Origin of the sequence: Corynebacterium singulare (assembly GCF_000833575.1) — a bacterium.
Taxonomy (GTDB): Bacteria; Actinomycetota; Actinomycetes; order Mycobacteriales; family Mycobacteriaceae; genus Corynebacterium; species Corynebacterium singulare.
This window is the reverse complement of record NZ_CP010827.1, coordinates 1,890,958-1,917,155: the sequence shown is the minus strand read 5'-3', so window position 1 is coordinate 1,917,155 and position 26,198 is coordinate 1,890,958. Positions and strand designations below refer to the sequence as shown.

General features: G+C 60.4%; 26 protein-coding genes. 25 read left to right on the top strand and 1 reads right to left on the bottom strand.

What is annotated here, in order from left to right; translation table 11 throughout:
• The first annotated feature begins 48 nt into the window (after positions 1-48).
• From CSING_RS08925 to CSING_RS13840, 21 genes are all read left to right on the top strand, one after another.
• On the top strand, positions 49-492 hold the full coding sequence (locus CSING_RS08925) for an SAV_6107 family HEPN domain-containing protein (protein WP_042531573.1): 444 nt from the start codon (positions 49-51) through the stop codon (positions 490-492).
• Between the two features lie 133 nt (positions 493-625).
• Positions 626-1,024, top strand: a complete 399-nt coding sequence (locus tag CSING_RS08920; RefSeq protein WP_042531571.1) for a DUF3040 domain-containing protein — start codon at positions 626-628, stop codon at positions 1,022-1,024.
• 493 nt (positions 1,025-1,517) lie between these two features.
• Positions 1,518-1,952, top strand: a complete 435-nt coding sequence (gene mraZ, locus CSING_RS08915) for a division/cell wall cluster transcriptional repressor MraZ (RefSeq protein WP_010190539.1) — start codon at positions 1,518-1,520, stop codon at positions 1,950-1,952.
• A gap of 228 nt (positions 1,953-2,180) precedes the next feature.
• Complete coding sequence (gene rsmH / locus CSING_RS08910; protein ID WP_042533339.1) at positions 2,181-3,164, top strand: 16S rRNA (cytosine(1402)-N(4))-methyltransferase RsmH; 984 nt, start codon at positions 2,181-2,183, stop codon at positions 3,162-3,164.
• A gap of 50 nt (positions 3,165-3,214) precedes the next feature.
• The gene (locus CSING_RS08905; protein ID WP_236683949.1) at positions 3,215-3,991 is read left to right on the top strand and encodes a hypothetical protein; all 777 of its coding nucleotides are present in this window, start codon (positions 3,215-3,217) and stop codon (positions 3,989-3,991) included.
• 304 nt (positions 3,992-4,295) lie between these two features.
• Positions 4,296-6,164 carry a peptidoglycan D,D-transpeptidase FtsI family protein gene (locus CSING_RS08900; protein ID WP_042531567.1) on the top strand — a complete coding sequence of 623 codons (1,869 nt, stop codon included), beginning with the start codon at positions 4,296-4,298 and terminating at the stop codon, positions 6,162-6,164.
• A gap of 74 nt (positions 6,165-6,238) precedes the next feature.
• Complete coding sequence (locus CSING_RS08895) at positions 6,239-7,831, top strand: UDP-N-acetylmuramoyl-L-alanyl-D-glutamate--2,6-diaminopimelate ligase (RefSeq protein WP_084226191.1); 1,593 nt, start codon at positions 6,239-6,241, stop codon at positions 7,829-7,831.
• Positions 7,828-9,360, top strand: a complete 1,533-nt coding sequence (locus tag CSING_RS08890) for a UDP-N-acetylmuramoyl-tripeptide--D-alanyl-D-alanine ligase (RefSeq protein WP_042531565.1) — start codon at positions 7,828-7,830, stop codon at positions 9,358-9,360. The genes CSING_RS08895 and CSING_RS08890 overlap by 4 nt, the downstream gene beginning before the upstream one ends.
• A gap of 23 nt (positions 9,361-9,383) precedes the next feature.
• On the top strand, positions 9,384-10,496 hold the full coding sequence (gene mraY, locus CSING_RS08885) for a phospho-N-acetylmuramoyl-pentapeptide-transferase (protein WP_042531563.1): 1,113 nt from the start codon (positions 9,384-9,386) through the stop codon (positions 10,494-10,496).
• Positions 10,493-11,884 carry a UDP-N-acetylmuramoyl-L-alanine--D-glutamate ligase gene (gene murD, locus CSING_RS08880; RefSeq protein ID WP_042531561.1) on the top strand — a complete coding sequence of 464 codons (1,392 nt, stop codon included), beginning with the start codon at positions 10,493-10,495 and terminating at the stop codon, positions 11,882-11,884. Before mraY ends, murD begins: the two co-directional genes overlap by 4 nt.
• Positions 11,885-11,992: 108 nt before the next feature.
• Positions 11,993-13,360, top strand: a complete 1,368-nt coding sequence (locus tag CSING_RS08875; protein WP_407637952.1) for an FtsW/RodA/SpoVE family cell cycle protein — start codon at positions 11,993-11,995, stop codon at positions 13,358-13,360.
• Positions 13,361-13,389: 29 nt separating this feature from the next.
• On the top strand, positions 13,390-14,463 hold the full coding sequence (gene murG, locus CSING_RS08870; protein WP_042531557.1) for an undecaprenyldiphospho-muramoylpentapeptide beta-N-acetylglucosaminyltransferase: 1,074 nt from the start codon (positions 13,390-13,392) through the stop codon (positions 14,461-14,463).
• A gap of 37 nt (positions 14,464-14,500) precedes the next feature.
• Positions 14,501-15,991 carry a UDP-N-acetylmuramate--L-alanine ligase gene (gene murC / locus CSING_RS08865; protein WP_042531555.1) on the top strand — a complete coding sequence of 497 codons (1,491 nt, stop codon included), beginning with the start codon at positions 14,501-14,503 and terminating at the stop codon, positions 15,989-15,991.
• Positions 15,984-16,643: a cell division protein FtsQ/DivIB gene (locus tag CSING_RS08860; RefSeq protein ID WP_042531553.1), complete on the top strand. Its 660-nt coding sequence runs from the start codon at positions 15,984-15,986 to the stop codon at positions 16,641-16,643. The genes murC and CSING_RS08860 overlap by 8 nt, the downstream gene beginning before the upstream one ends.
• 207 nt (positions 16,644-16,850) lie before the next feature.
• A complete protein-coding gene (ftsZ, locus tag CSING_RS08855; protein WP_042531550.1) occupies positions 16,851-18,206 on the top strand; it encodes a cell division protein FtsZ in 1,356 nt (451 codons plus the stop codon).
• 24 nt (positions 18,207-18,230) lie between these two features.
• A complete protein-coding gene (gene pgeF, locus CSING_RS08850; protein WP_042531548.1) occupies positions 18,231-18,971 on the top strand; it encodes a peptidoglycan editing factor PgeF in 741 nt (246 codons plus the stop codon).
• A gap of 4 nt (positions 18,972-18,975) precedes the next feature.
• Complete coding sequence (locus CSING_RS08845; RefSeq protein ID WP_042531546.1) at positions 18,976-19,680, top strand: YggS family pyridoxal phosphate-dependent enzyme; 705 nt, start codon at positions 18,976-18,978, stop codon at positions 19,678-19,680.
• Between the two features lie 68 nt (positions 19,681-19,748).
• Complete coding sequence (locus CSING_RS08840; RefSeq protein ID WP_042531544.1) at positions 19,749-20,174, top strand: cell division protein SepF; 426 nt, start codon at positions 19,749-19,751, stop codon at positions 20,172-20,174.
• A gap of 141 nt (positions 20,175-20,315) precedes the next feature.
• Positions 20,316-20,627 (top strand): YggT family protein, encoded by a 312-nt coding sequence (locus CSING_RS08835; protein ID WP_042531542.1) that lies wholly within the window; start codon positions 20,316-20,318, stop codon positions 20,625-20,627.
• A gap of 169 nt (positions 20,628-20,796) precedes the next feature.
• Complete coding sequence (locus CSING_RS08830; protein WP_042531540.1) at positions 20,797-21,918, top strand: DivIVA domain-containing protein; 1,122 nt, start codon at positions 20,797-20,799, stop codon at positions 21,916-21,918.
• Positions 21,919-22,007: 89 nt separating this feature from the next.
• On the top strand, positions 22,008-22,178 hold the full coding sequence (locus CSING_RS13840; RefSeq protein ID WP_042531539.1) for a hypothetical protein: 171 nt from the start codon (positions 22,008-22,010) through the stop codon (positions 22,176-22,178).
• A 60-nt stretch (positions 22,179-22,238) separates the two neighbouring features.
• Here the strand turns inward: CSING_RS13840 and CSING_RS08820 are convergent, their stop codons facing one another.
• Positions 22,239-23,315: an HNH endonuclease signature motif containing protein gene (locus tag CSING_RS08820; protein ID WP_042531536.1), complete on the bottom strand. Its 1,077-nt coding sequence runs from the start codon at positions 23,313-23,315 to the stop codon at positions 22,239-22,241.
• Between the two features lie 219 nt (positions 23,316-23,534).
• Between CSING_RS08820 and sepF the strand changes: the two genes are divergently transcribed.
• The 4 genes from sepF (at position 23,535) to CSING_RS08800 (ending at position 26,151) form a co-directional block, all read left to right on the top strand.
• Positions 23,535-23,861, top strand: a complete 327-nt coding sequence (gene sepF, locus CSING_RS08815) for a cell division protein SepF (RefSeq protein ID WP_052471405.1) — start codon at positions 23,535-23,537, stop codon at positions 23,859-23,861.
• Between the two features lie 157 nt (positions 23,862-24,018).
• Entirely contained in the window at positions 24,019-24,315 is a 297-nt protein-coding gene (locus CSING_RS08810) for a YggT family protein (protein ID WP_042531535.1), read from the top strand.
• A 367-nt stretch (positions 24,316-24,682) separates the two neighbouring features.
• Positions 24,683-25,489, top strand: coding sequence for a sensor histidine kinase (locus tag CSING_RS08805; protein WP_236683948.1), 807 nt, complete (start codon positions 24,683-24,685; stop codon positions 25,487-25,489).
• On the top strand, positions 25,486-26,151 hold the full coding sequence (locus tag CSING_RS08800; protein WP_042531531.1) for a response regulator: 666 nt from the start codon (positions 25,486-25,488) through the stop codon (positions 26,149-26,151). The genes CSING_RS08805 and CSING_RS08800 overlap by 4 nt, the downstream gene beginning before the upstream one ends.
• Positions 26,152-26,198: the final 47 nt, after the last annotated feature.

Here is a 26,198-nt window from a genome sequence, read left to right as displayed (position 1 = left end):
CCAGGCAAGCGTGATGTTTGCGAGCGAGATGTTCAAGGAGGAGTGGTCATGGCGCAGGTAATTTCAGCAACGGCGGCAGCGCGGAGCCGCAACCGGGAGGCGCTGCAGTGTGTGCGCCGCGATCGTTTTGTGGGGCAGGCTCTTGATTTGCTCGCAGATGCCCGCAAGAGTGCCGCCCGCGGGCGCCTAGAGGATGCACTGGAAATGGCGTATCGCGCGTCCCTGCGCGCTGCGGGTGCACGTGTGGCAGCATCGACGGTCGCGCGTCGTCGCCGTTTGCCGTCGTCTGCCTGGGAGCAGGTGGCTCTCATTGGCCCTGCGGATGCTCAGTGGGCTGCGGAGTTTAAGGATTACTCGCGCGTGCGTTCCCGTGTGGCGTCGGGACTGGATCCGGTGCCCGGTGAGGATGCTGTTTATGAGTACTTGGCACTTGCTGCTCGCTACGTGGATGCAACAGAATCCGAACTCGGTTTTGGCGGTCTTGCGGCTTAGCGTTGGAGGTTGCGGGAAGGGGTGCCAGGGGTGAACTGTCTTTGCGGGAACTATCTCGCTACTCTTGACGTTGTAGAGATGTAACCCCCTAAAATTAGACCCCAACTACCCGCAACCCAGTACGGAGGACGCTGTGGCCCTTTCTGAGCAAGAACAGCAAGCGCTGCGTGAAATTGAACAGTCGTTGCTGGCCAACGACCCTGACTTTGGTGCGTCTGTATCCGGTGATTCCTCCTTCGGGGGAGGAGCCGGTGCCATTACTCTCCGCGGTGTGGCCCTCGTCGTCGTTGGTTTATGCATGATGGTTGGGGGCATCGCTTTGGCGCAGCAGTCGCTCTGGTTCATCGCCTTGTCCGTGCTTGGCTTCCTTGTGATGTTCGGTGCAGGCGTGTGGATGCTTCGTGGCAACGCGGAGGGTTCGTTAGTGTCTGCCGCGGCATATCCTTCGCGCGCTAAGCAATCAAAAAAGAAGAATGGCGGAATGGGTAACCGCTTGGAGGATAACTTCCGTCGCCGTTTCGAGGAGCGCTAAATGCGCTAGCTCTCTCGGTGAGGCGCCGCACCACTTTGCGGCGATGGCTTCTGTCATCGCATGCAGAGAGGTGCGGCGCTTTTGTTTTGCCTAGATCCCCCACTTTGCCCCACATTCCCCACTTTGCCCCACCTGGCATTGAACTCTGGGGATGGCGAGCGCTTTCGCGGGGGTGGATGGGGAGAAGAGCGTCGGAAAGTGCAGGAAGAGCCTTTCGCGAGTGGGGGAAGGGGATAGAGCTCTCAAAGTGGTGAGTGTTACCGAGGGGGTGGATGGGGTGCAATGGGTAGTCTGTCAAGGGGGTGCCGGGGAATTCCCCCCACTGAAAACAATGCCTTTTATCTGGGGTTATAGAAAGACACGCCCGTGTAATTCGCTTCTAAGGTGTGGTAGGTGGGGGAAAGTGGGGTAGAGTGGGGCATAGCGGAGGAGAATTGCTCTCTTGTCGCAAGAGGAATCCGGAGTTTTCGAGTGACAGGAAGGTGGACCCGGGATGTTTCTCGGTACCTACACTCCCAAGCTCGACGACAAAGGGCGGCTTACGCTTCCGGCGAAGTTTCGTGAAGAGCTGGCCGGTGGCCTGATGGTCACCAAAGGGCAGGATCATTCGCTCGCGGTCTACCCGCGAGAGGAGTTCGCGGCACGAGCTCGGAAAGCAGCGGCTGTGTCACGCACCAACCCGGACGCGCGTGCGTTCATTCGTAACTTGGCAGCAAGTGCGGACGAACAGCGCCCCGACGGGCACGGACGTATCACGCTATCCGCGGGGCACCGCGAGTACGCAAACCTCACCAAGGAATGCGTGGTTGTTGGCTCGGTTGACTTCCTCGAAATCTGGGACGCAGCTGCATGGGCTGAGTACCAGGCGCAAACTGAAGACGCTTATTCGGCGGCAGATGCCGATGACGTGCTAGCTGGCCTTTTGTAGAGGCTGGAATAACGAGAGTGCGTGTACGGACTCTGCCCGAGGAGGATGATCTGGTGTACTTCCCCGATATCAGAAGCCTTCCTCGGACAGGGCCCTATACGCACTCGATTCTTATCGACCAAACCAGACAGCGAACTCAGGCGCCTTAAGAGAGGGGGACAGCGGGCTGTGGCACAGGATGAGAACATCACCTACGACGTAAAAGAAAACCACGGACACGTACCAGTAATGCGTGCGCGCATGGCGCAGTTGCTGGCGCCTGCCGTCGATGCACTGGGGGACAACGCCATCATCGTGGACGGCACGCTCGGTGCGGGTGGCCACAGCGAATACTTCCTTCATGAGTTCCCCTCAGTGCGCATTATTGGTGTGGACAGGGATGGGGCGTCGCTAGGCGCTGCATCACAGCGCCTCTCCGCCTTTCCGGACCGCTTCATCGGCGTCAACGCTCGCTTTGATGACGTTGGTGGTGCAATTGCGCGCGGCGACCATGAGATTTTTGCCATCGCACGCGAGCATGGAGTGGCCGGTGCGCTGTTTGATTTGGGGGTGTCCTCCATGCAGCTGGATCAGGTTGACCGTGGCTTTGCGTACAAGACGGATGCGCCATTGGATATGCGCATGGATCCAAGCCAGGGGATCACGGCTGCAGACATTCTAAACACCTACAGCCACGGGGATTTGGCCCGTGTACTCAAAACATATGGTGACGAGCGCTTCGCCGGAAAGATTGCTTCTGCAGTCCTCAAGGAGCGAGAAAAAGAACCGTTTACTACGTCTGCGCGCTTGGTTGAGCTTCTGTACGCAGTAATTCCAGCTGCCACTCGTCGTACCGGTGGTCACCCAGCTAAACGCACCTTCCAAGCACTTCGCGTGGAGGTCAACCGCGAACTGGAGGCCATCGAGAATGTCATCCCGGTCATTACGGATGCACTCGCCGTGGGTGGGCGTGCGGTGTTCATGAGCTATCAATCCCTCGAGGATCGCATTGTGAAGCAGGCCTTCAAGGAGCTCAGCACCTCAACAACCCCGGCTGGCCTGCCGATGGATCTCCCCGGTACCGCCGCTCACTATTCCATCGTGACGCGCGGTGCTGAGAAGGCCAGCGAGGACGAGATAGCTGAGAACTCGCGGGCCGCCTCAGTTCGAGTACGGGCTCTCGAGCGAGTCGAGGGAACGCCCTCTTTCCATGACCCGGGAGGAAAATCATGACGCTACGAGACCGCACAGTCCCATCCCCCCACCACGAGAGGATCCCCACCATGGGCGCCAGCCGCGATTTCACCACCGGATCTGACTACGCCGGCCAGGGAACCGCGCTGCTCGAACGAGGACGCCGCACGACACCGTTGCCGAGCCGCTCTCCGCACCGCAGCACGGTGCCTCCTCGCCGTAAGAGCGAAGGTCTGCGTGGAAGCCGTCTCGGTTCTAAACAAGTAGTGAGCAACCGCGGTCGCCGCGTCGTTCACAAGCCGAAGAACAACGGTCTTTTTGCGCGACTCTCTGTTATCGCTATCGCGCTGCTCATCACCGGAGTGGTGGGAGCGATGTGGCTGTCGGGTCTGTCGACCTCTCAGACCTTTAAGATTCAGCAACTAACGGCTCACGAGTCCACCTTGAACAATCAGCTGGAAACCTTGAACCGCGACCTTGAGAATGTTCGTTCTTCTTCTGACGTTGCCCGCCGTGCGCACGAGGCCAAAATGGGTATCCCGGTACAGCCAGGCATCGTCGAGGCTGACGGTGAAGGAAAGGTTCAGGAAAAGCGCGAAGCGACCCCGGAGATGGAATCCGTCGTCGACGTTAACGGTGAACCAGTCCGACCGGGCCGCGCCTCCAGTGACCCGAATGCAACGGCCAACATGTCAGGCAACCTCAACGCCCGCCCGAACCTCCACAACGGTGTACCGCGCGGTGAGGACGTTGAGCAGGAAGCGCCAGCTGGCCAAGAGACCCACCCGGAGGAATCAGCCCCGGCCGACGGTGCCGTGGAGCTGCCGGACATCCCGGCGCAAGCTCCCTACGCTGCCCGCGGCTAGATTCCGCGGCTGGCCGCGCGTGCCTGCGCGGGCGCGCGGTGATCATAGGGCAGAATTCGGGTGTAAGTACGCCCGCCGTCCGCGGTGGGGGAACCGAGCCCATTCGCTGCAGAAAGAAAGGTGACGTGTGACTCCACCACACTCCGGTGGTCGGCGCCCGAGGCGCCCTTCCACGGCCCGTGCCGCCCAGCCGCGCGGCACAGCACACCAGCCACGGCAGCGATACGACGCCGACAGGGTCATCCCTGCCACACGTGACAGGCATCCACGCACGGGCAAGCCTGTCTTGAGCCAGCAGAAGACCATGCGGCGCCGTGTGCACGTCGTTGCCTCGCTACTCCTCGTGGTCATGGTGGCGTGGATGGGCCGACTCGCTTGGGTACAGATTGTGTGGGGCCCTGACCTTGCGGCTAAGGCTGCAGCCCAACGCACGCGTGTGTACATCGACACTGCCGGCCGTGGCGAAATTCTTGACCGTGAAGGCCAGCGCCTTGCCTACACCATGCGGGCCCGCTCGCTTACGGTGTCACCGACTCGTTTGCGTGATGAACTGCGCCAGCAAGAAAAGCTCGAAGCCGCTGATACCGCCGAGTACGCAGGTCTCGCCCCTGATGCCAAGGAAAAGTTCCTCGATGACAAGGTCACCGAGCGCCTCACCGACATGTCTGAGGGCATCCCACGGATGCTCAAGGATGCGGGCATTGACGCGGGTGATGTGGACTCGGAGCAGATCATGGATAAGCTCCGCGCCGATACCCAATACGAGGTTCTCGTTCGTAACGTTGATCCGGATGTTGCGGTGACGATTTCTGAGCAGTACCACGGACTAGCTGCGGATGAGCAGCAGATTCGCCAATACCCCAATGGGTCGATTGCGGAGAATGTCATCGGCAAAGTGTCTATGGACGGCCAAGGCCAGTTCGGTTTCGAAGCCTCGGGTGACACCACGTTGACAGGAATCGACGGCAGTTCGACCGAGGATGTCTCCGCAAGCGGCCAGGTCATCCCCGGCACCCTCCGTGACCAGGTGCCGACCACTGACGGTAAGAACGTAACCTTGACCCTTGATCTCGACCTCCAGACCTACGTCCAGCAGAAGCTGGAAAAGGCAAAGGCGAACTCGAAGGCCAAGAGTGCTGAAGCTGTGGTTCTTGATGCTGCAACGGGACAAGTTCTCGCTATGGCGAATACGGGCACTATTGATCCGAATAAGGACATTGAGAAGCAGCTGGAGAAGAATAAGACCTTTGACAACCGCAGCATCTCGCACCCCTTCGAACCAGGCTCCGTGGCGAAAATCATCACCGCCGCTGCGACTATCGAGGAAGGCCTCACTGACCCCAACGAGGTTCATCAGGTTCCTGGTTCTATCGATATGGCGGGCGTTACCGTTAACGATGCGTGGCAGCATGGCGTTGAGCCATACACCACCACCGGTATTTTTGGTAAGTCATCGAACGTGGGCACGCTGATGTTGGCGGATCGTTTGGGCCAAGACACTTACGCTGAGTACCTGAAAAAATTTGGACTCGGCCAGACCTCGGGTATTGAGCTTCCCAATGAGTCGCCTGGCCTTGTTCCGGCACGCTCCCAGTGGTCGGGCGGTACGTTCGCTAACCTGCCTATCGGCCAGGGACAATCATGGACAGCTTTGCAACTGGCTTCGGTCTACCAGACACTAGCCAATGACGGCGAGCGGATTGAGCCCCGCATTATTGATTCCATCACCGGCCCGGATGGCACCAAGGAAGAGCTGGACGAGCCAGAGACCACTCAGGTCGTGAGCCCGGAAACCGCGGAGACTGTGGTCGACATGTTCCGAGCCGTCTTCCAGTCAGACGAGCTAGGCATCAATAACGGTACTGCCGGCAACGCCCAGATTGAGGGCTACCAGCTGTCCGGTAAGACAGGTACCGCGCAGAAGGTCGATGAGGAGACCGGTGCCTACTCTAACTCCAAATACTGGATCACGTTTGCAGGCATCGCCCCTGCCGACGACCCCCGTTTCGTCGTCGCCATCATGCTCGACGAACCCGAATCCGGCGTCAATGACGACGGTTCTGGAGGGCAGTCTGCAGCTCCAGTGTTCAGCGACATTGCCGCCTGGCTGCTCAACCGCGATAACATCCCGCCCTCACCGCCGGCGCCCCCGCTAACGATGCGCGCTGAGTAAATGCCCACCTCAACACCACGACTTACTCACAGAATTTCAGAGCCAAAGAGAAAACAGAAAGCAAAGGAAACACAGTGACAAGCAGCATCAGCCTTGAACGCCTAGCGGAGATTGCCGGAGGTCGGGTGATCGGGGATGCCTCGGTTACCGTGGACTCCTGCGGCCTGAACTCTGCGAAGCTGGCACCTGGCGGCCTTTTCGCCGCGCTGCCTGGAACCCGTGTGCACGGAGCACGCTATGCCGCTGATACTCCGGCAGCCGCCATCCTCACGGATGAGGAAGGCCAGGCCCTTCTTGCCTCGGCGGGAGAATCGCGTCCCGTTCTTGTTGTGGAGGATATTCGCGCTATTCTCGGCCTTGTTGCAGCGGAAATTTATGAGCATCCTACGGAAAATCTCACCATTCTCGGCGTGACGGGTACCTCCGGCAAGACAACGACGAGCTACCTGCTTGAAGCAGGTCTGCTCCACGCGGGCTACTCCGTTGGCCTCATTGGTACAACGGGCACACGTATCAACCGTGAGCCTGTGCCCACCACCCTGACCACTCCGGAGGCTCCGACACTCCAGGAATTGTTCGCCCGCATGGTGGCGGAAGGAGTCACCCACGTGGTCATGGAGGTCTCCTCCCATGCTTTGGAGCTGGGGCGCGTGCGCGGCACGAATTTCGCCGTCGGTGGTTTTACCAACCTCAGCCAGGACCATCTCGACTTCCACCCCACGATGGAGGATTACTTCGAGGCCAAGGCAGCGCTTTTCGACGGCCCCCAAGCCGCCGCCCGTGCCGTTATCTGTGTCGATGATGATTGGGGAGCGCGTATGGCTGAACGTGCCGCGGCGCTGCCGCTCACGCGCGTGGCGACGCACAGCAGCGCTGACATCACCGCACGTCAGCTCAGCACCGAGGCAACCGGTGCTCAGCAGGTCGAACTTTCCGTCGCATCTAGCGGTCAGACATATGACTTCCGCCTGCCGATGCCGGGCGAATTCAACATCGCCAACGCTGCCCTGGCAACCGGTATGGCGGCGGCCATCGGACTGGATCCCAAGACATTCCTCGCGGGCGTAGAAAAGGTCGCTGTTCCGGGGCGAATGGAGCGCATCGACCGTGGGCAAGACTTCGTGGCCGTCGTTGACTACGCCCACAAGCCCGCCGCCATCGCCGCTGTTCTTGACACCTTGCGCAGTCAGTTGGAGGGAACCAGCGGCCGTATCGGCATCGTCGTCGGCGCGGGCGGAGACCGTGACTCCTCCAAGCGCCCGCTTATGGGGGCGGCTGCGGCAGAACGCGCTGACCTAACCGTGGTCACTGATGACAATCCCCGTACCGAAGACCCGGCCACTATCCGTGCCGCGGTTATCAAGGGCGCCCGCGAGGCCAACCCAGACGGAGATATCCGTGAAGCTGATTCTCGCGCCAAGGCGATCGATGAAGTTGTGGCGTGGGCGCAGCCAGGTGATGCCGTCATCGTCGTGGGCAAGGGCCACGAGGTGGGGCAGCTCATCGGCGGCACCATGCATCACTTCGATGACCGCGAAGAGATGGCTCGTGCCCTCGACGAGGTCCTTCGACAGAGCGCGGATGGCGCTTCCGCGCGGTACGGTGACAACGATAAGAAATCTCACACCTTGCCGCAGGAGCAGAACGAGCCCAAGGAGCATGCATGATCGCCCTCAGCCTCACCGAAATTGCTCAGATCACCGGCGGTCGCCTCGACAACGTTGAGAACCCAAACGCTCAGGTCACTGGGTTCGTCGAGTTTGATTCCCGCAAGGTTACTCCGGGCGGGCTCTTCGTAGCGTTGCCCGGTGCACGCGTCGATGGGCACGACTTTGCGGAGACGGCCATCGACAAGGGCGCCGTAGCCGTCTTGGCTGCGCGTCCGGTGGGCGTGCCCGCCATCATCGTTGAACCTCGCGGTCGAGTCGAAGGCGATGGTGCCAACGCGGACATTTATGCCAATGACGACGATGGCTCAGCTGCGGCCGTCGTCGCCGCGCTTTCCGCAATCGCCCGTGCGGTGACCCAGCGTCTTTCCCAGAATAAGCTCAACATTGTGGGCGTCACCGGTTCTGCCGGCAAGACCTCAACTAAGGATCTCATCGCCACCATTTTCCGCACTGTGGGGGAGACCGTTGCGCCGCCGGGCTCCTTCAACAACGAAATCGGGCTGCCCTATACCGCCCTGCGCTGTGATGAGCACACCCAATTTCTCGTTGCGGAGATGTCCGCACGCGGTATCGGCCACATCCGCCACCTCACCGACATCACTTCTCCGCGTATTGGCGTGGTGCTCAATGTTGGCTCCGCGCACCTTGGCGAGTTCGGCTCCCGGGAAAACATTGCGAAAGCCAAGGGAGAGCTCGTTGAAGCTCTTCCGAGCGCTGATGACGGTGGAGTTGCCGTCCTCAATGCCGATGATCCTTTCGTGGCTGCCATGGCTCCGCGCACAGCAGCCAAGGTTGTTTACTACTCCACGGAGAACCGCCGCGGAGGTGCACCGGCAGCGCAGTACTTTGCCACGGACATTGAGCTTGACGACGTCGCCCGCCCCTCCTTCACCCTCCACAGCCCCGGGGCTGAGCCAGTAGAAGTCAAGCTCCAGGTGTTCGGTTCCCACCAAGTCTCCAATGCGTTGGCTGCAGCGGCCGCAGCGATTGAGCTGGGCCTGTCAGCAGACACCGTCGCCGGTGCGCTCTCGGGTCACCGCAACGCCTCAGAACACCGGATGGATGTGCGTACCCGCCGTGATGGTGTCACCGTCATCGATGATTCCTACAACGCCAATCCGGATTCCATGCGGGCGGCCATCGCAGCGTTGGCCTATACTGCCGCAGCACGTCCGGGTGCCCGGGCCATCGCCGTCCTTGGTGAGATGGGTGAGCTCGGCTCTGATGCCGAAGCAGCGCACCGTCAGCTGGGAGAGGTACTGGCCAAATACCACGTCGAGCACCTCATCGGCGTGGGGGAGAGCGCCAATTGCCGGGCGATGACGGAGGCGGCTGCGCAGCAAGGTATAAATACAGTGGTGTGCGCCGATGCTTCTGCGGCTGCGAAGGCCGTCGATGGTATCTTGCGCGCGGCCCCAGCAGGGGTCGATGACTGGGCCAGCCGCAGCGTCAAGGACGTGGTCTTGGTTAAGGCCTCTAATGCCCAACGCCTCTGGTTGGTCGCGGAAGAGCTGAACCACAGCTAGCCGCTAGAAAGGACTTCAAGCACGTGACTCAGATCATCATCGCTGGTGTGGTCAGCTTCCTCGTTGCGATCTTCACCACCCCGGTACTGATTCGGTATTTCTCCGACGCTGGCCGCGGTCAGGAAATTCGCGAGGACGGCCCTAAGTCGCACCTCCGCAAGCGCGGTACACCCACTATGGGCGGCTTGGCCATCTTGGCGGGCATCTTGGTTGCCTACCTTGTTGTGGGGTTCTACGGAATGTTCACCGGACATGTGGGTTTCACCGCGTCCGGTGTGCTGGTCCTCGGGCTAACACTTGGGCTTGGTGCAGTGGGATTTGCCGATGACTTCATTAAGCTGTTCAAGAAGCGCAATCTAGGCCTTAACAAGACCGCCAAGCTGGTGAGCCAGCTTGTGCTTTCTCTTCTCTTCGGCTTCCTTATTCTGCGTTTTCCCAACGAGAAGAGCTTGACCCCGGGGTCTACGAAGCTGTCCTTTACTCGTGACCTCAAGACCTTTGACCTCGCCGTCGGTGGTGCGGTGGTGGGAACCATTGTGTTTCTCATCTTCATGTACATCCTCATCGCCGCGTGGTCCAATGCCGTCAACCTGACCGATGGCCTCGATGGCTTGGCGGCAGGTGTGACCGCTATCGTCATGGGCTCCTACTCGCTCATGACCTTCTGGCAGTTCCGCTACTCCTGTGCGAATGAATTCACCGCTGGTTGCTATCAGGTGCGCGATCCACTCGACTTAGCCGTACTAGCCGCTGCGGGTCTTGGCGGTTGCCTGGGCTTCCTGTGGTGGAATGCCGCACCGGCCAAGATTTTTATGGGCGATACCGGCTCCTTGGCCCTCGGTGGCCTCGTGGCGGGCATCTCCGTGGCCAGCCGCACCGAGCTGCTCATGATTGTCATCGGAGCGCTGTTCGTTATCGAGACGGTGTCGGTGGTTATTCAGATTGTGGTCTTCCGCACCACCGGCAAGCGCTTCTTCCGCATGGCGCCTATCCACCACCACTTCGAAAACGGTGGGTGGGCCGAAACCGCCGTTGTGGTTCGTTTCTGGCTTCTGGCTGCAATGGCGGCCATGGCTGGCGTGGCAATCTTCTACGGTGACTGGCTCACCGCTGCCGGAATTGGCCTGAGCGCATGAGCCCGCGTCCCGAGTTTCTTGACGGCCGTGTCCTCATCGCCGGGGCAGGCGTTTCCGGCCGCGGCTGCGCGGCGGTGCTCGCTGGCCTCGGAGTCGATATCACCGTGGCCGACGGCAACGCGGAGTCCCGCGCGCGCATTGAGTCCGAGCTGGGCGTAGCCACGGCGGATACCGACGCGGTCGCCCTCGATGAGTATTCCTTCGTTGTCACCTCGCCGGGTTGGCGCCCCGATTCTCCGCTCCTGGCGCGCGCTTCTGATGCCGGTCTCGAGGTCATTGGAGACGTCGAGTTGGCCTACCGCCTCGACCGCGCTGAGGTGTTCGGTTTCCCGCGCCGCTGGCTAGCCATCACGGGCACCAACGGCAAAACCACCACCACGGGCATGCTTGCGGCCATCATGGCTGCAGATGAACGTTGCTCAGGTCTGCGCTCCCAGGCGGTAGGCAACATCGGTGTATCGCCTTTCGATGCCCTAGCGGCTGAGCCGCGAGTGGACATTCTCGTGGCGGAGCTTTCCTCCTTCCAGCTTCACTGGTCGTCGGAGCTGCGCCCGGAGGTCGGCGCGCTGCTTAACCTAGCCGATGATCACCTTGACTGGCATGGTTCCTTTGACGCCTATGCAGCGGACAAGGCGAGGATTCTCACCAGCACCCACGCGGTGTACGGCAAAGATGATGAGCACGTCGTTGCCCTGGTAGGGGACAGGAACGCCACGGCGTTTAGCCATACGGAGCCTGCGCTTGGTGACGTCGGAGTGCGCGCCGGTGGCTTATTCATCAATGGAGTCGCGGGGATGACGGCGACTGTCGTTGACGATGTCACCACCCTCCAACCGGCCGGTCTCGCCGGTGTGCTCGATGCCGCCGCGGCGGCGGCTGTGGCCGCACTCGCTGGTGCGCGGGCAGAATCAATCACCGAGGGGCTCGCGTCCTATGTGGTGGCCGGGCACCGCGGTGAAATCGTGCACGAGCATGCCGGGGTGACCTACATCGACAATTCAAAGGCCACCAATCCCCATGCAGCAGAAGTTGCCATGCGTGGCCTTGACTCCGTGGTGTGGGTAGCCGGTGGCCAGCTCAAAGGCTCTGACGTCAGCGAGCTGCTGCGCACTCACGCTGCGAGACTGAAGGCGGCGGTGCTGGTGGGCGTCGATAAGCACCTGCTCGCACAGGCACTCACGAAAGCAGCACCCCATGTGCCCATCGTGCTCGTGGATAGCCATGACCCCCAGGCCGCGATGGATAATGCTGTTGCGGCTGCCCTGCAACACGCCGACACCGGCGATACCGTACTTTTGGCCCCGGCTGCGGCATCGTTGGATATGTACACCGGAATGAGCCAGCGCGGTGATATGTTTGCCGCCGCCGCCCGCCGTCTCGCCCGCTAAACAGGAGCACTCGCCGTGACCACTACCCAGAAGCCACCCCGCACGCTGGGCCATCGCGCGCGCGATATCCGCGAGCGCGTCCGTGCCTTCCCCGGGCTGGATTATCAGATGCTACGCATCGCCATTTTCTCGCTCATCGGCATTGGCGTGCTCATGGCCTTTTCCTCGTCCATGGCCACCTCGCTTTCTGAGAGCGATAGCCCGTGGTCAGCCGCCCTGCGCCAATGCATCCTAGTGCTTGCAGGCCTGGTGGCTTTCTGGATCGGACTGCGTATATCGCCGCGCACGCTGCGAGCTTTAGTGCCGTGGTTCCTTGGGCTTGCGATTGTATTGCTCATCCTTGTGCTTATCCCCGGTATTGGTACCGGCCGCTCGCAGGTTGGCTCGCAGTCGTGGATTATGCTGCCGGGTGGTGTCGCCTTCCAGCCTTCCGAGTTCGCCCGCGTCGCTGTGGGCTTGTATGGTGCCTCCGCGCTTGCGGATAAAACGCATCGCTCAATGCGCCTGACCGATCCTTTCATGATGTACTCCATTATTTCGGGCATCATGTTCGTGCTCATTGTGGCGCAGGGTGACTTGGGCATGGGCGTATCCCTCGCCCTCGTCGTGGTCTTTACCCTCATCTTCGCAGGTGTGGATTGGCGCGTGCCCACCGTTGTGGGTGTCTTCGGCGTCATCGGAATGGCCACTGTTTTTCTGGCTGGTGGTTTCCGGTCCCACCGCTTCCACACCTACTTTGACGCCCTGCGCGGCAACATTGAAGACACGCAAGGCACAGGTTTCCAGGCGTATCAGGGCTTCCTATCGCTTGCCGACGGCGGCTTTTGGGGCGTCGGCCTTGGTCAATCCCGCGCCAAGTGGTTCTACCTGCCGGAGGCTAAGAATGACTTTGTCTTCGCCATTATCGGTGAGGAACTCGGCTTGTGGGGCGGTGCACTGGTGATCGGCCTCTTCGCGGTCCTCGGCTACTTTGGCCTGCGCACCGCCAAGCGGGCCCAAGACCAGTTCCAGTCTTTGCTTGCCGCGACGCTGTCCGTCGGCGTGGTGGTGCAGGCCTTCATCAACATCGGCTATGTCATTGGCGTGTTGCCGGTGACGGGTATTCAGCTGCCGATGATTTCTGCTGGTGGTACCGCGGCAATCATTACTATCGGTTCAATGGGCCTGCTGTGCAACGTGGCCCGTCACGAACCGATGCAGGTATCCGCCATGCAGAACTTTGGTCGCCCACTCTTTGACCGCATTTTCCTTATCCCGGAGCCGACCCCGCCGAATGAGCGTCGAGGTGGCGCGCACCGAGCGGATCGTGAGCGCGCGGAGGGGCCACGTGGCCAGCGCGGTCAGCGTGGCCAACGCCCGCGGCCTCAGCGCCAAACAGAGCGCAGCCGCGAGGAGCGCTTCGGCCGTGCGGTGACAGGCCGGCGCGTCCCACGGCAGGAGGCGCCTCGGGAGCGTCGGCGCGGCGAGCGCCGGTAGCCGCGGGCGGCGCTGGTAGCCTGTAGTGCATGAATGCCACGCCAATTTCCGTCGTCATCGCAGGTGGCGGCACTGCCGGACACATTGAACCAGCGCTCGCAGTGGGGGAGGAGTTACGCCAGCGCCACGGCGCGCGGGTGACTGCTTTGGGGACCCCGCGTGGTCTGGAAGGGGACATTGTTCCGGCGCGCGGTGTTGACTTGCGCATGATTACCCCAGTGCCGGTGCCGCGCAAGATTAATGCTGACGCGGCCAAACTGCCGTGGCGCGTTGCGAAGTCCGTACGGGAGACTCGCGCGGTGCTCAAGGACGTTGCTGCCGACGCCGTCTTCGGCACCGGCGGCTATGTCGCCGCCCCAGCCTATCTCGCAGCAAAGTCCTTAGGCATTCCCTTTTTTGTTCTAGAGACTAACGCGTTGGCCGGCATGGCTAACAAGCTGGGAGTGCGTCTCGGCGGAACTGGTTTCAACGCCCAGGATGGCTCCGGTATGCCTGGTGAGGTTCTCGGCATCCCAGTGCGCCCAGGACTTGGGGAGGATCCGGATGGTTCCGCGGCCATGGCCGCGCGCACGAACTGGAACCTGGGGGATGACCGTCCCACGATCGTGGTGACAGGAGGCTCGCAGGGGGCGGTGAGCATTAACCGGGCTGTGGCCGGGGCGATCGAGAATCTCACGCAGGATTTCCAGGTGCTCCATGCCTATGGCAAAAAGAACGAAAAGCCAGCAGAGCGTGAGAACTACGTAGCGGTACCGTACATCGATGACATGGCGGGCGCGCTGGCCGTGGCTGACCTCATGGTGTGCCGCTCGGGTGCGATGACTGTCGCCGAAGTATCCGCGGCAGGTCTGCCAGCCGTGTATGTTCCGCTCCCACACGGTAACGGCGAGCAGGCACTCAATTCTCGCACGCTCGTAGAGGCTGGTGCAGCTGTTCAGATTCCGGACGCCGAACTAACCCCTGAGCGCCTCATCGATGAGGTGCGAGCTATTCTTGGCAATCCTGCTACCTTGGCATCGATGCGAGCGGCAGCTAACGCCAGCACGGCTGGTGATGTTGCCGCTGTGATCGCGGACCGTATTGCGTCGAGCGTGCGCGGCTAGGCCTATCTCTTTCCCCTCAAACGAAGGATTTTCCACCATGACTGCAACTCCTGCTACCACTGACCTGTCCCGTGTTCACCTCGTGGGTATTGGCGGCTCCGGTATGTCCGGTTTGGCGCGCATTCTTGTTACCCGCGGTGCGGTGGTGACGGGCTCGGATGTTAAGAAGTCCACCGCCGTGGAGGTGCTGCGCACCATGGGTGCCACGATTGCCATCGGGCACAAGGCGGAGAACCTCGAGCTGGCCGGCGAGAAACCCACGGTGGTGGTGACCTCATTTGCGGCGATTCCGCAGGATAACCCTGAACTGGCTGCTGCCCGTGCGGCAGGAATTCCGGTGATCCGTCGCTCTGATTTGCTTGCGGAGCTCATGGCGGGCCACCGCCAGGTGCTGCTCGCCGGCACGCATGGCAAGACCTCCACGACGTCGATGGCGGTCAACGCGATGCAGCACGCGGGCATGGACCCGTCTTTCGCCATCGGTGGACAGCTCAACCGTGCGGGCACTAACGCGCATGGCGGTACCGGTGATGCCTTCGTTGCGGAGGCGGACGAATCCGATGCCTCACTGCTGCGCTATAGCCCGACCGTGGCCGTGATTACCAATATCGAGCCCGACCACCTGGACTATTTCCGTACGGCGGAGAGCTACTACCAGGTTTTTGATGACTTCGCCGATCGCATCGTGGACGGCGGCTACCTCGTGGTGTGCCTTGAAGATGAACAGGCCGTGGCCACCGGTGAGCGCGCGGTTGAGCGCGGAATCCAGGTGTTGGGCTACGGCGCGCGCACTGAATCTTCGCTGCCATGTGGTGTTGAGATAGTGGAAGAGTCTGTGTCGGCGGCGGGTGCGCACGTGCGTGTGCGCTTGGCGCTTCCCGGCGTCCCCTCGCAAGAACTCTCCTACGACCTCCACGTTCCTGGTCACCACATGGTGCTCAATTCTGCCGCTGCGCTGCTGGCTGGTGCGCTGGCGGGTGGTGATCCAGCAGAGCTGGCTGAGGGCCTGACAGACTTCACAGGTGTTCGCCGCCGTTTTGAGTACCGCGGCTCGCAGCAAGGGATTCGTGTCTTTGACGACTACGCGCATCATCCGACCGAGGTCGGTGCGGTGCTCACTGCTGCGCGTTCCAAGGTGGATGCAGAGGGCGAGGGCGCTCGCGTCATCGCCTGTTTCCAACCACACCTATACTCCCGCACGATGGAATTTGACGCGGAGTTTGCGGACGCCCTCGCGCTTGCCGACGCCGCCGTGGTCCTCGACATCTACGGTGCCCGCGAACAGCCAGTTGAGGGAATCACCTCCCGCATCATCACTGACAAGATGCCGGAGGACATGCCGGTTATCTTTGAGCCGGACTTTTCTGAGGCCGCAGGCGACGTCATTTTTTTGGCGCAGCCCGGCGATGTGGTGCTCACGATTGGTGCTGGAACCATCACCTACGTGGCGGGGGAAATTCTCACTGAGCTGGAGCAGCGTGGAGATGTCGAAGAAGCGTCGTCGGCGGTAAAGGGCCAGGATGTCTAAAAAGTCAGGGGTACTTGCCGTCGGTGTGGTCTTCCTCGTGGCACTTGTGGCGGTGGCCGCAGTATGGCTGTTTCCCATTCTCACTGTGAAGTCCTTTGAGGTGGAGGGAACCGAACACGTGACTGCAGAGGAGGTTGAGCAGGCGAGTGGCGTGGCTACCGGCTCGAACTTGGTGCGGTTGGACGCCCGCCAGGCGGCGCATGGAGTGGCCTCGTTGCCGTGGATAGAGTCTGCGACGGTATCGCGCGCGTTCCCGTTCACGGTGCACGTGAACGTCGTCGAGCACGAAGCCGTGGCCTACGTCAAGGATGGCGGCCGAACTGTGCTCGTGGATGATAAGGGCAAGGAATTTGTTGAGGACACCCCGCCGGCCGAGGCCATCGAACTCACTGGGCATACGGAATCGGGCTCCCCGGAAATGCAGGCCGCCGTTGAAGCGATGTCAGCGCTTCCGGCTGACGTGCGCGCGAAGGTAAAAACCCTCGAGATTAAAGACACGTATTCGCTCACCTTCGTCACTGATGATGGCAAAACTGTCTTTTGGGGCGCTGCCGAGGACAATGCGAACAAGGCCATTGCGTTCGAGGATGTGCTCCAGTTGGAGGGCGAATCCTGGAATATTTCTAATCCAGCGTTGGTGACTCGACGCTAAGCCCGTCGCCGGTGGGACGGGTGGGGCGCCTGTTAATAAAACCGCACGTCAGCAACCCTAAAGTAGAGGTTGAGGGTACCGACACGCGGAAAAATGTGCGCCCAAATAACCGTCTTGTCGTTAAAGATGGATGTAACCGCCTCTCACGGTTAGGGGCGCCTCCTCGTTTACATATAAACCCTTATTCGAAAGGCAAGAGACCCTCGTATGATCTCATCTAGCAACAACCTCGCGGACATCAAAGTCGTCGGCGTCGGCGGCGGCGGTGTCAACGCTGTCAACCGCATGATCGAAGAAGGGCTCAAGGGAGTCCAGTTTGTCGCCATCAATACCGACTCCCAGGCGCTGATTTTCTCCGACGCGGACACTAAGCTCGACATCGGCCGCGAGGCCACCCGCGGCCTCGGTGCAGGCGCTAACCCTGAGGTAGGCAAGACCTCGGCCGAGGATCACAAGACCGAGATTGAGGATGCTCTTCAGGGATCCGACATGGTCTTCGTCACCGCCGGCGAGGGTGGCGGCACCGGCACCGGTGCCGCTCCGGTCGTCGCGTCCATCGCGAAAAAAATGGGTGCCCTCACCGTCGGCGTTGTTACCCGTCCGTTTAAGTTCGAAGGCGCTCGCCGCACCCGTCAGGCGATGGCCGGCATCGAGGAGCTTCGCGAGGTTTGCGATACCCTCATCGTTATCCCGAACGATCGCCTCATGCAGCTCGGTGGTGAGGAGCTGTCCATCGTCGAGGCCTTCCGCGCTGCCGATGAGGTTCTCCACAACGGTGTTCAGGGTATTACCAACCTCATCACCATCCCGGGCATGATCAACGTCGACTTTGCGGACGTGCGCTCCGTCATGTCGGATGCCGGCTCTGCTCTCATGGGCATCGGCTTTGCCCGCGGAGATAACCGCGCGCTTAACGCCGCCGAACAGGCCATTAACTCTCCGCTTCTGGAATCCACTATGGAAGGCGCCAAAGGCGTGCTGCTCTCCATCGCTGGAGGTTCCGACTTGGGCCTCCACGAGGTCAACGCCGCTGCGTCCATGGTTGAGGAGCGCGCCGACGAGGACGCGAACATCATCTTCGGCACCATCATTGATGACAACCTTGGCGACGAGGTCCGTGTCACCATCATTGCCACCGGCTTTGATGCCCAGGCCAACATGACGACGCAGCCTGCGCACACCGGCCACGGCCAGCAGGCTACCCCGGCTGCTCGCCCGGGTTCCCTCTTTGAGAACCGCGGCGAGGCACAGCAGGAGACTCCCGCTGCTTCCCGTGCCGAAGCCCCACGCGAGGAGTACACCCGTTCCGAGCCGCAGCGCGCTGAGGCTCCGCGAGCGGAGCGCATCGAACGTGAGGAGTACGCACCGCGCCATTCCTACGAGCGCGAACAGCCATCCGAGCCGGCTCCGTCCAGTGGCCTGTTCACCAGCTCTGACCGTTTCCGCCGCGAGGAGCGTGAGGGCCGTGACGACTACCGCCTCTCCCGTCCGGATGAGCGCCGCTCCCGCGGTTTCGACGATGACGGCGATGACGATCTCGACGTGCCCTCCTTCATGCGCTAGTCGCAGCCCGCTACTCTGGAGTGCATGCCAGTAAACGAGGAAGCACACCCATCGAAGCGCCCCGTCCGCATGGTATTTACCAGCCGTGCCGGCGGGGCATCGTCATCTCCGTATGACTCTTTCAACCTTGGGGATCACGTCGGCGATGACCCTGACGCCGTCGCCGCGAACCGAGCGCGTCTCCTGCGGGCCACTGGTCTTGAGGACATTGTCTGGATGGAGCAGTTGCACACCAACACAGTCACCCGTGTAGGTGCAGAGTGCCGCGGCGTGAACACCCCGGTAGAAGCGACAGACGCACTGGTTACCACGGAGAAACGTCTCGGCCTCGGAGTTCTCGTCGCTGATTGCACACCGGTGCTGCTTGTCGACGTCCCCTCAGGCGTCATCGGAGCCGCCCACGCCGGGCGCCTAGGCGCACGCAACGGCATTGTCCGAAATACCGTCAACACCATGATGGAGCTCGGAGCCTCCCCGTCGACCATGCAGGTGCTTATGGGGCCGGCCGCCGCGGGGCGGAATTATGAGGTGCCGGAGGAGATGGCGAGGGACGTCGAGAAGCACTTGCCCGGTTCCCTCACGCGCACAACGAAGGGAACATGGGGTATCGACGTTCGTGCAGGTCTCGTGCGCCAGCTTATGGAACTCGGGATAACCGCTATTGAATCCGATCCGCGCTGCACGATTGAGGATACTGAATTCTTTTCTTATCGCCGTGATGGCGTCACAGGACGCCAAGCGGGCGTGATTTGGCTGGAAGGATAACGACATGACTGAGCAGAACCGACTCGACGAACTTCGCGCTGGACTCGAACGTACCCGTGCCGATATCCAGCGTTTTTCCGAAGCGGCCGGGCGCGAGGCACCGCAGCTTTTGCCCGTCACCAAATTCCACCCCGCAGGGGACATCGCTCTGCTTGCACAGCTGGGCATCACCGATGTTGCGGAAAACCGCGAGCAAGAGGCCAGAGCCAAGGCTGAAGAACTGCCTGACGTGCATTTTCACATGATCGGTCAGATCCAGACCAAGAAGGCCAATCATGTTGCGCGCTGGGCACACAGCGTGCATTCGCTGGATTCTGAGAAACTCGCCCGCGCCCTCGACCGCGGCGTGGCCCTGGCCCAGGAGCGTGGCCAGCGCAAGGGGACCCTACCGGTATTCATTCAGGTCTCCGCCGACGCCGACACCGCCCGTGGTGGCTGCCCTCTTGAACAGGTTTCAGGATTGGTGACGATTGTGGAAGAGCTAGAGAATCTCGACCTTCAAGGCTTCATGGTTGTCCCTCCGTTAGACAGTGAGCCAGCCGAGGTTTTCACGCGGGTCAAAGGGCTTGTGGAGGACACCTCCGAGCAGCTTGGACGCTCACTGAAACTTTCTGCTGGAATGAGTGCAGACATGCAGGCAGCAATTGAATCTGGAACCGATATCGTGCGTGTCGGAACCGGAATTATGGGACCACGGCCAGTAGTTTAAGTGACATCGCAAAAGCGCATTTCAAAGACACTAATCTCACAGAAAACTAGGTCAGAGGGAGACCCAGAATGTCACTGATTGATAGGACCAAGGAGTTCTTCGGGCTAGGCCCGATGGACATGGACGCCGACGACGCCTACTACGCCGATGAGCGCACCTACAATGCTCCGTCGTACACGGCACCGTCCTACGAGAAGCAGGAAGAGGAATTCGTTCCCACCATCGTGGCCCTGTCGCTCGTTTCCTTCGACGATGCCGCCAAGGTCGGTGGCCCTTTCCGCGACGGAGACGCCGTTGTCTTCGAGCTCACCGACGCTGACCGCGGATCTGCCAAGCGCTTCGTCGACTTTGCAGCTGGTCTGTGCTTCGCGCTGGAGGGCCGCATGAAGAACCTCACCAAGGGTGTTGACACCAGCCGTAAGGTCTTCGCGATCGTGCCGAAGGGTGCTGACATCTCCACAGTGGAGCTGGAGCGCGCCGCACACCTGCGCTAACGAATCTCGCCCGCCGCCGTTATCCCGCTTCTCCGTGTTGGCTTCAGGAGAAGGTGATAACGGTGGCTTTCGGCGTTTTATGGCGAAGCGCCGGGCAGGGGAGTACCGCTCGCGGGGGTGGTTCCGATAGGCTCGGGCGTTGTGAATGCTTTAGGTTCAATTCTCCTCGTCGCGGTGAGCCTCTATTCGTGGATTTTGCTCGCGCGCATCGTCATCGAGATGATTCAGTCTTTCTCGCGCCAGTTCAACCCTCCGCGGTGGTTCATGATGGTGGCTGAAGTGCTCTTTGTTATTACTGATCCGCCAGTCAAGGCGCTGCGCAAAGTGATCCCGCCGTTGCAGCTTGGAGGTATCGCGCTGGATGTGTCGATCATCGTGCTCTTTTTGCTGCTCGCGGTCCTATCGAAGCTCATAAAGTGGTTCTTCTTTGGAGCTGCTGGGGTGGCTGTATAGCCGGTCGGGTGTATTAAACCCTCCGGTTAACGTTGAGACTAGTGCCCGCGTTAGATAATGTGTTGATTTGGATACAATGAGTTATCACAATCCGTATTATTAACCGCATATGTACCCGGCCTCTGGACCCACTAGAGGTTTGACCGATTTGTAAGGGGAAGAGAAGTCAATGCCACTGTCACCAGCTGATGTACACAACGTCGCTTTCAGCAAGCCGCCAATTGGCAAGCGTGGCTACAACGAGGACGAGGTCGATCAGTTCCTCGACCTTGTTGAGGATGCTCTTGCTCAGTTGCAGGATGAAAACGACGAGCTCCAGGCCCAGGTTGAGGACCTGAAGTCTCAGTCCAAGGGCGGCGCTGCTGCAGGCGCCGGCGCCGCTGCAACCAAGGTTGATGAGGCCGCCGTGCGCAAGGACGTTGAGTCCAAGCTTCGTGCTGAGTACGAGGCTAAGCTGGCTGACTCCAAGAATGAGATTGCCAAGGCTAAGGAAGAAACCAAGAAGGCTCAGGAGCAAGCAAAGGCCGCCCAGGCTCAGCCTGCCCAGGCCCCTGCCGCACAGCAGCAGGACAACTCCGCTGAGCTCAAGGCCGCTCGCGAGGAGGCTGCTGCTGCAAAGCGCGAGCTCGAGGCTTCCAAGCGCGAGCTGGAGAACACCAAGAAGGAGCTGGAGTCCGCGAAGAACTCCGGCGCTTCCACCGCTGCCGCCGGTATTGCTGGTGCTGGTGCTGCCAAGTCCGGTGAGGGCCTGGCTACTCCGGATACCCACATGCAGGCTGCTCGCGTGCTCGGCCTGGCTCAGGAAATGGCAGACCGCCTCACCAACGAAGCCAAGGCAGACTCCGAGTCCATGCTGGCAGAAGCTCGCACTGCAGCAGAGAAGCAGCTTGCTGACGCTGACTCTCACTCCAAGGCCCAGCTTGCCGATGCCCAGAAGCGCTACGAGGCTCAGCTCCACGAGGCTGACACCCGCTCCAAGAAGCTGGTTGCTGACGCAGAAACGAAGGCAAAGCAGACTGAGTCTGATGCCACCTCCCGCGCTGAGGCTCAGATCCGCCAGGCAGAGGAGAAGGCAGCTGCTCTGCAGGCAGACGCTGAGAAGAAGCACACCGAGGTTATGAACACGGTGAAGCAGCAGCAGACCGCCCTCGAGGCGCGTATCTCCGAGCTGCGCACCTTCGAGCGCGAATACCGCACTCGCCTCAAGACGCTGCTTGAGTCCCAGCTCGAGGAGCTGGAGGCTCGCGGCACCGCGGCACCCAACGGTGAAGCTGGCAAGGCTAACAACTAATCATTGAATTGACGGCGTCCCTTCCGGGGGCGCCGTTATTCTTTTTGTGTGCACGTGAATACTGGCGGCCATGGAAAGGGGGAGCGGGCATGCTCATTGGTGCGTTGGTGCTGGCCTTCGTGGCTTTCGTGGCGTTCGTGAACTACATCCTCACGGCTGCCGACTGGTCACTGTACCTGCTATTTGCCTCTGCAGGAGTAGGCATTGTCCTCTTCGTAGCGGATACGGTTCTCAAACTGCGCCGCAAGCACGACGAGTAGCCCTGGCCCTCAGAGAGCTTCTGAGGACGAGGGCTGGTTCGTCGACCAAATCGGAGGGGGTTAGGGCGCGTTGCTGCGCGGAGGTCCGGTTGCTTCGACTGCCGCCTGCCGCGGTGTGGGCGGCGGGGGAGAACCGAAATAGCGTTTCGGGGTTCCCCTGACTCGCACCATTCGCCCGCGGCCTGGCGGAGCATTAGGGTCATCTTGATTGATGCCGTTGTGATAGGCGCAAAGCATGACCAAGTTTTCCGGGTTGGTAAAACCGCCTAGCTTCCACGCGATGAGGTGATGCACCTGACATTCGTCGGCGGGCTTCATACAGTCATCCCACGCGCAGGTGGGGGACTCTGCCATGGCCATGATGCGCTGTTTGAGGCTTGCTGAACGCTCCTCGCGGTAGAGGTTGACCGGTCCGCGCACGGGGTGAAATAGGGTAGCATATGTGCCGTCGAGGTCGATTTCTCCCGAGATGACCTTGTTGACGTACTCGGCGCCGGTCATCGTGGCACCGTTGGTCATGCGTAGCGTGATCTCCTCGCCGTCACCGTCGAGAATCTTAGCCAGCGCGTCCAGCGGAACAAGAATATTGGTCTGCAACCCCTTGCGTGGAGCCGCACCTTTAAAGAAGGCATCCCGAATGGATTCGATGGGACGTTGTTCATCGACGACGTCGTTAAGCTCCGCGATGACCTGGGACGATGCCGTAATCGCCATGGTCCACAGGGCATTACGTCGGCGGTATATCTTTACCCCGGCCGTGCGTTTCGGGGACGCCGAGTGTTCCTTGAGCTTCTTCTTGGCCAAAGCTTCCATCGCCAGAGTGTCAGCACTCGTGCGACACAGCTCCAAGCGTATTCGCCAGCCCAGGGCTTTGGTCTTGGCTTTCCTGGCATAGCGGTCGATGACGTCCAAGGTAGGCAAAGAGTGCCCTCGCTCGCGGGCGGCCTTCACAGCGTCGCGCTGCATCGCTGTCATGGCAGTAGAGCCAAAGAAGCTGTCGTGCAAACGTAGTAGCTGCTGCGCAGTTTTATCAGGTGATCCAGCAGCAATGAGGTCAGCTTCAGACATCCCTTCACACCCGGCGACGACATCGATGCCGGCACCGAGAGCGGTGAGAAATTTCTGAAGTGCGTTCATGCTTCCTGAGCCTAAACGGCGATTCAACCTCCCTGCACTAGAAAAATTGTTCCTGTGGATAACATGGTCCCACCAATCTCTTACGGATACTGGCGTACCTATTTTGGGATCGCGGGAACCCGCGCCTGTGAAAACTTGACCCCCTCGGTATACTTTTGAGCTGTATGCAATGATCCGGCCATCACCGTGGCCGCCGATTAACTCCGCCTGGCGGATATCATGTTGGTACCGCCCGCTACGCGCGAAGAGGTGGCTGCTGCATACGAGCCGACCATCGTCCCCGTCTCCCTGGTCTCCTACAAGGCAGCCACCAAGATCGGTGAGCCTTTCAGCAATGGCGACGCCGTGGTCTTCGAGCGCGCCGATCCAGAGAAGTCCGACGCTAAGCGCCTCATCGATTTCGCCGCTGGTCTGTGCTTCGCCGCTCGCGGCAAGATGGTCAACCTGACCTCCGGCATGCAGACCGAGCGCCGTGTCTCCGCCATCCCCCCGTCTGACTGCACCATCTCCACCCTCGAGCTGGAGAGCGCCGGCCTCCTGGGCTAAATATTGCGCTCGGCACGTGCTGCTGCACACCTCGACAGTATCCCGATGGGGTGCCGTCTCTTTGCGTGCCTGTGTTCTATTTGTTTGCCTTCGTTCTTGCTTTGGCAAGGGGCGAGTAGGAGTGGGAACCTGCGCCCGGCTAGGTTAGTCTGGCAGGGTGAATAATCTTGGACTACTTCTGCACGCCTTGATTCGGCTCTACACGTGGGTTCTCATTATCCGCATTGTCATTGAGGTGGTTCAGTCCTCCTCCCTCAGCTTCCGCCCGCCGCGCTGGTTTATGCTCGTGGCCGAGTCGCTGTTCGTCGTGACCGACCCGCCAGTCAAGTTGCTGCGCAGGCCCATCCCACCGCTGCGCATGGGCAACGTGGCCCTGGACGTGTCCACCATCGTGCCCTTCCTGCTGCTGAACGCGGCGGGCGTGGTCGTGATGAAGACCATGGTGGGCGTCTAGCTTTCCGATGCGTGCTCCAATGTTGCCACCTGGATTAATAGGCGACCGCATACTGACCCTTGCTGCCGTCGTTCTTGCGCTTTTATACACGCTTGTCAACAGTGTCTGGTCCAGCCCAGCGGAAGTGCTCCAAGTTGTTGTTGCGTGGTGCTTCGTTCCATTTTTCTGGGTGTGGCGTTCGCGTCCGGTGACTAGTGCCACGGGGTTCCTCTTGTGCCTGGCAGCGTGGGCGCTAACCTGGTTTCTTTCCCTGCCTTACAACACCGGCGTTTCCCCTTGGCTGCTGACCGCTCCCATGGCTGTCTACACAACGTCGCGTTACTGCGATGACCGACGCATTCGGGTCGGCGTATTAGGAGTAACGCTCTTGGGCTCTTTTGCCTCGCCGGTGATGTGGCAGCTGCAGGACGACTATTCGCTTCGCTACTCGACCGGCACGGAGGCTCTTTTCCGTCTCATCGTGCACTGGCTGTTGCTGGCAACCGTTTATTTCGCTGGAACACGCGCTTACGGACGGGTGCTGCAAAGGCGGGCAGAGGAAAATGAGCGGATTGCGCGTCTACGCAGTGCGCAAGAGGAGGAGCGGCTACAAATTGCACGCGAGCTCCATGATGTCTTGGCGCACAGCCTCACCCTCATGAAAGTGCAGGCTTCCGCGGGTGTAGTGGCATCACGCGACGATGCCGCGACAGCTGTGAAGGCTCTTAACACCATTCACGCCATTGCCGATGACGCGCTGAGCGAGGTCCGCCGCATAGTCTATGCTCTGCGCAGTAACGATGAGTTCCCGCGCGGAGAATCAACGGACATCGAGGGGCTCATCGAAGGATTCCGCAAGACTGGGCTGCGTATTAGCACAAAGGTTTCCCATGATCTGGCGCAGGCATCGAGCCTTGTTCAACTTGTGGTAGCCCGAATCATCACGGAATCCCTGACCAACGTCATCCGCCATCAAGGCATCGACAGCGATGTTGAGCTGGAATTGGAATGCAACGAGAGCGTCGACATTTCCATCACGTCATGGGGCAGCGTGCAGGCAGAAAACTCTGGCTCGCGTACCGGCCTGATTGGGCTGGAGGAGCGAACATGTTCCCTCGGAGGAAGTTTTAGTGCCGAAGGAACTCCCGATCTGTTCTACGTCCGCGCGCAATTACCATTTCGGAGTACGACATGAGCATCCGGGTTTTGCTAGCTGATGACCAAGTTCTGCTCGTCTCAGCGTTATCCACCATCCTCAACGCTGCACCTGACATAGAGGTCGTGGCGCAAGTTGCCAATGGGGTGGAGGCAGTCGCTGCAACCGGCATGCATCGCATCGATGTGGCCGTACTGGATATTCGAATGCCGCACATGGACGGTATCGCCGCGGCAAAGGCAATCAAGGCAGCGCATCCGAATATTCAGGTGGTCATGCTGACTACCTTTCACGACGATGAGCTCGTCGCCGATGCTCTGCAGGCTGGAGCGAACGGTTTCCTCCTGAAAGATGCCGACCCTGACATCTTGGCATCGACGGTGCGTTCCGTTGCCGCGGGTGAGTCTGTTCTATCGACCAAAGTTACTGGCTCGGTCCTTAACTCTTATCGTGCGGCGATGAGATCTGGCAGGGAGTTGACTACGCAACAGCGAAAGGACTTGGAACTCGTGACTGTGCGTGAGATGGACGTGTTGCGTCTTGTCGCCGAGGGGCTAACCAACGGTGAAATCGCAGATCACCTTCATGTTGCTGAGACGACCGTTAAGACACACGTTTCCTCGCTGCTTGCAAAATTACAAGCGCGCGACCGAATTGCGCTCGTTTTGTTTGCAGTGAGTGCTGGACTCGTCTCCTCCTAGAGTAGGAGACAGTGTCGCTGAAATTCGTTTCGGGGGCTGATGTATTA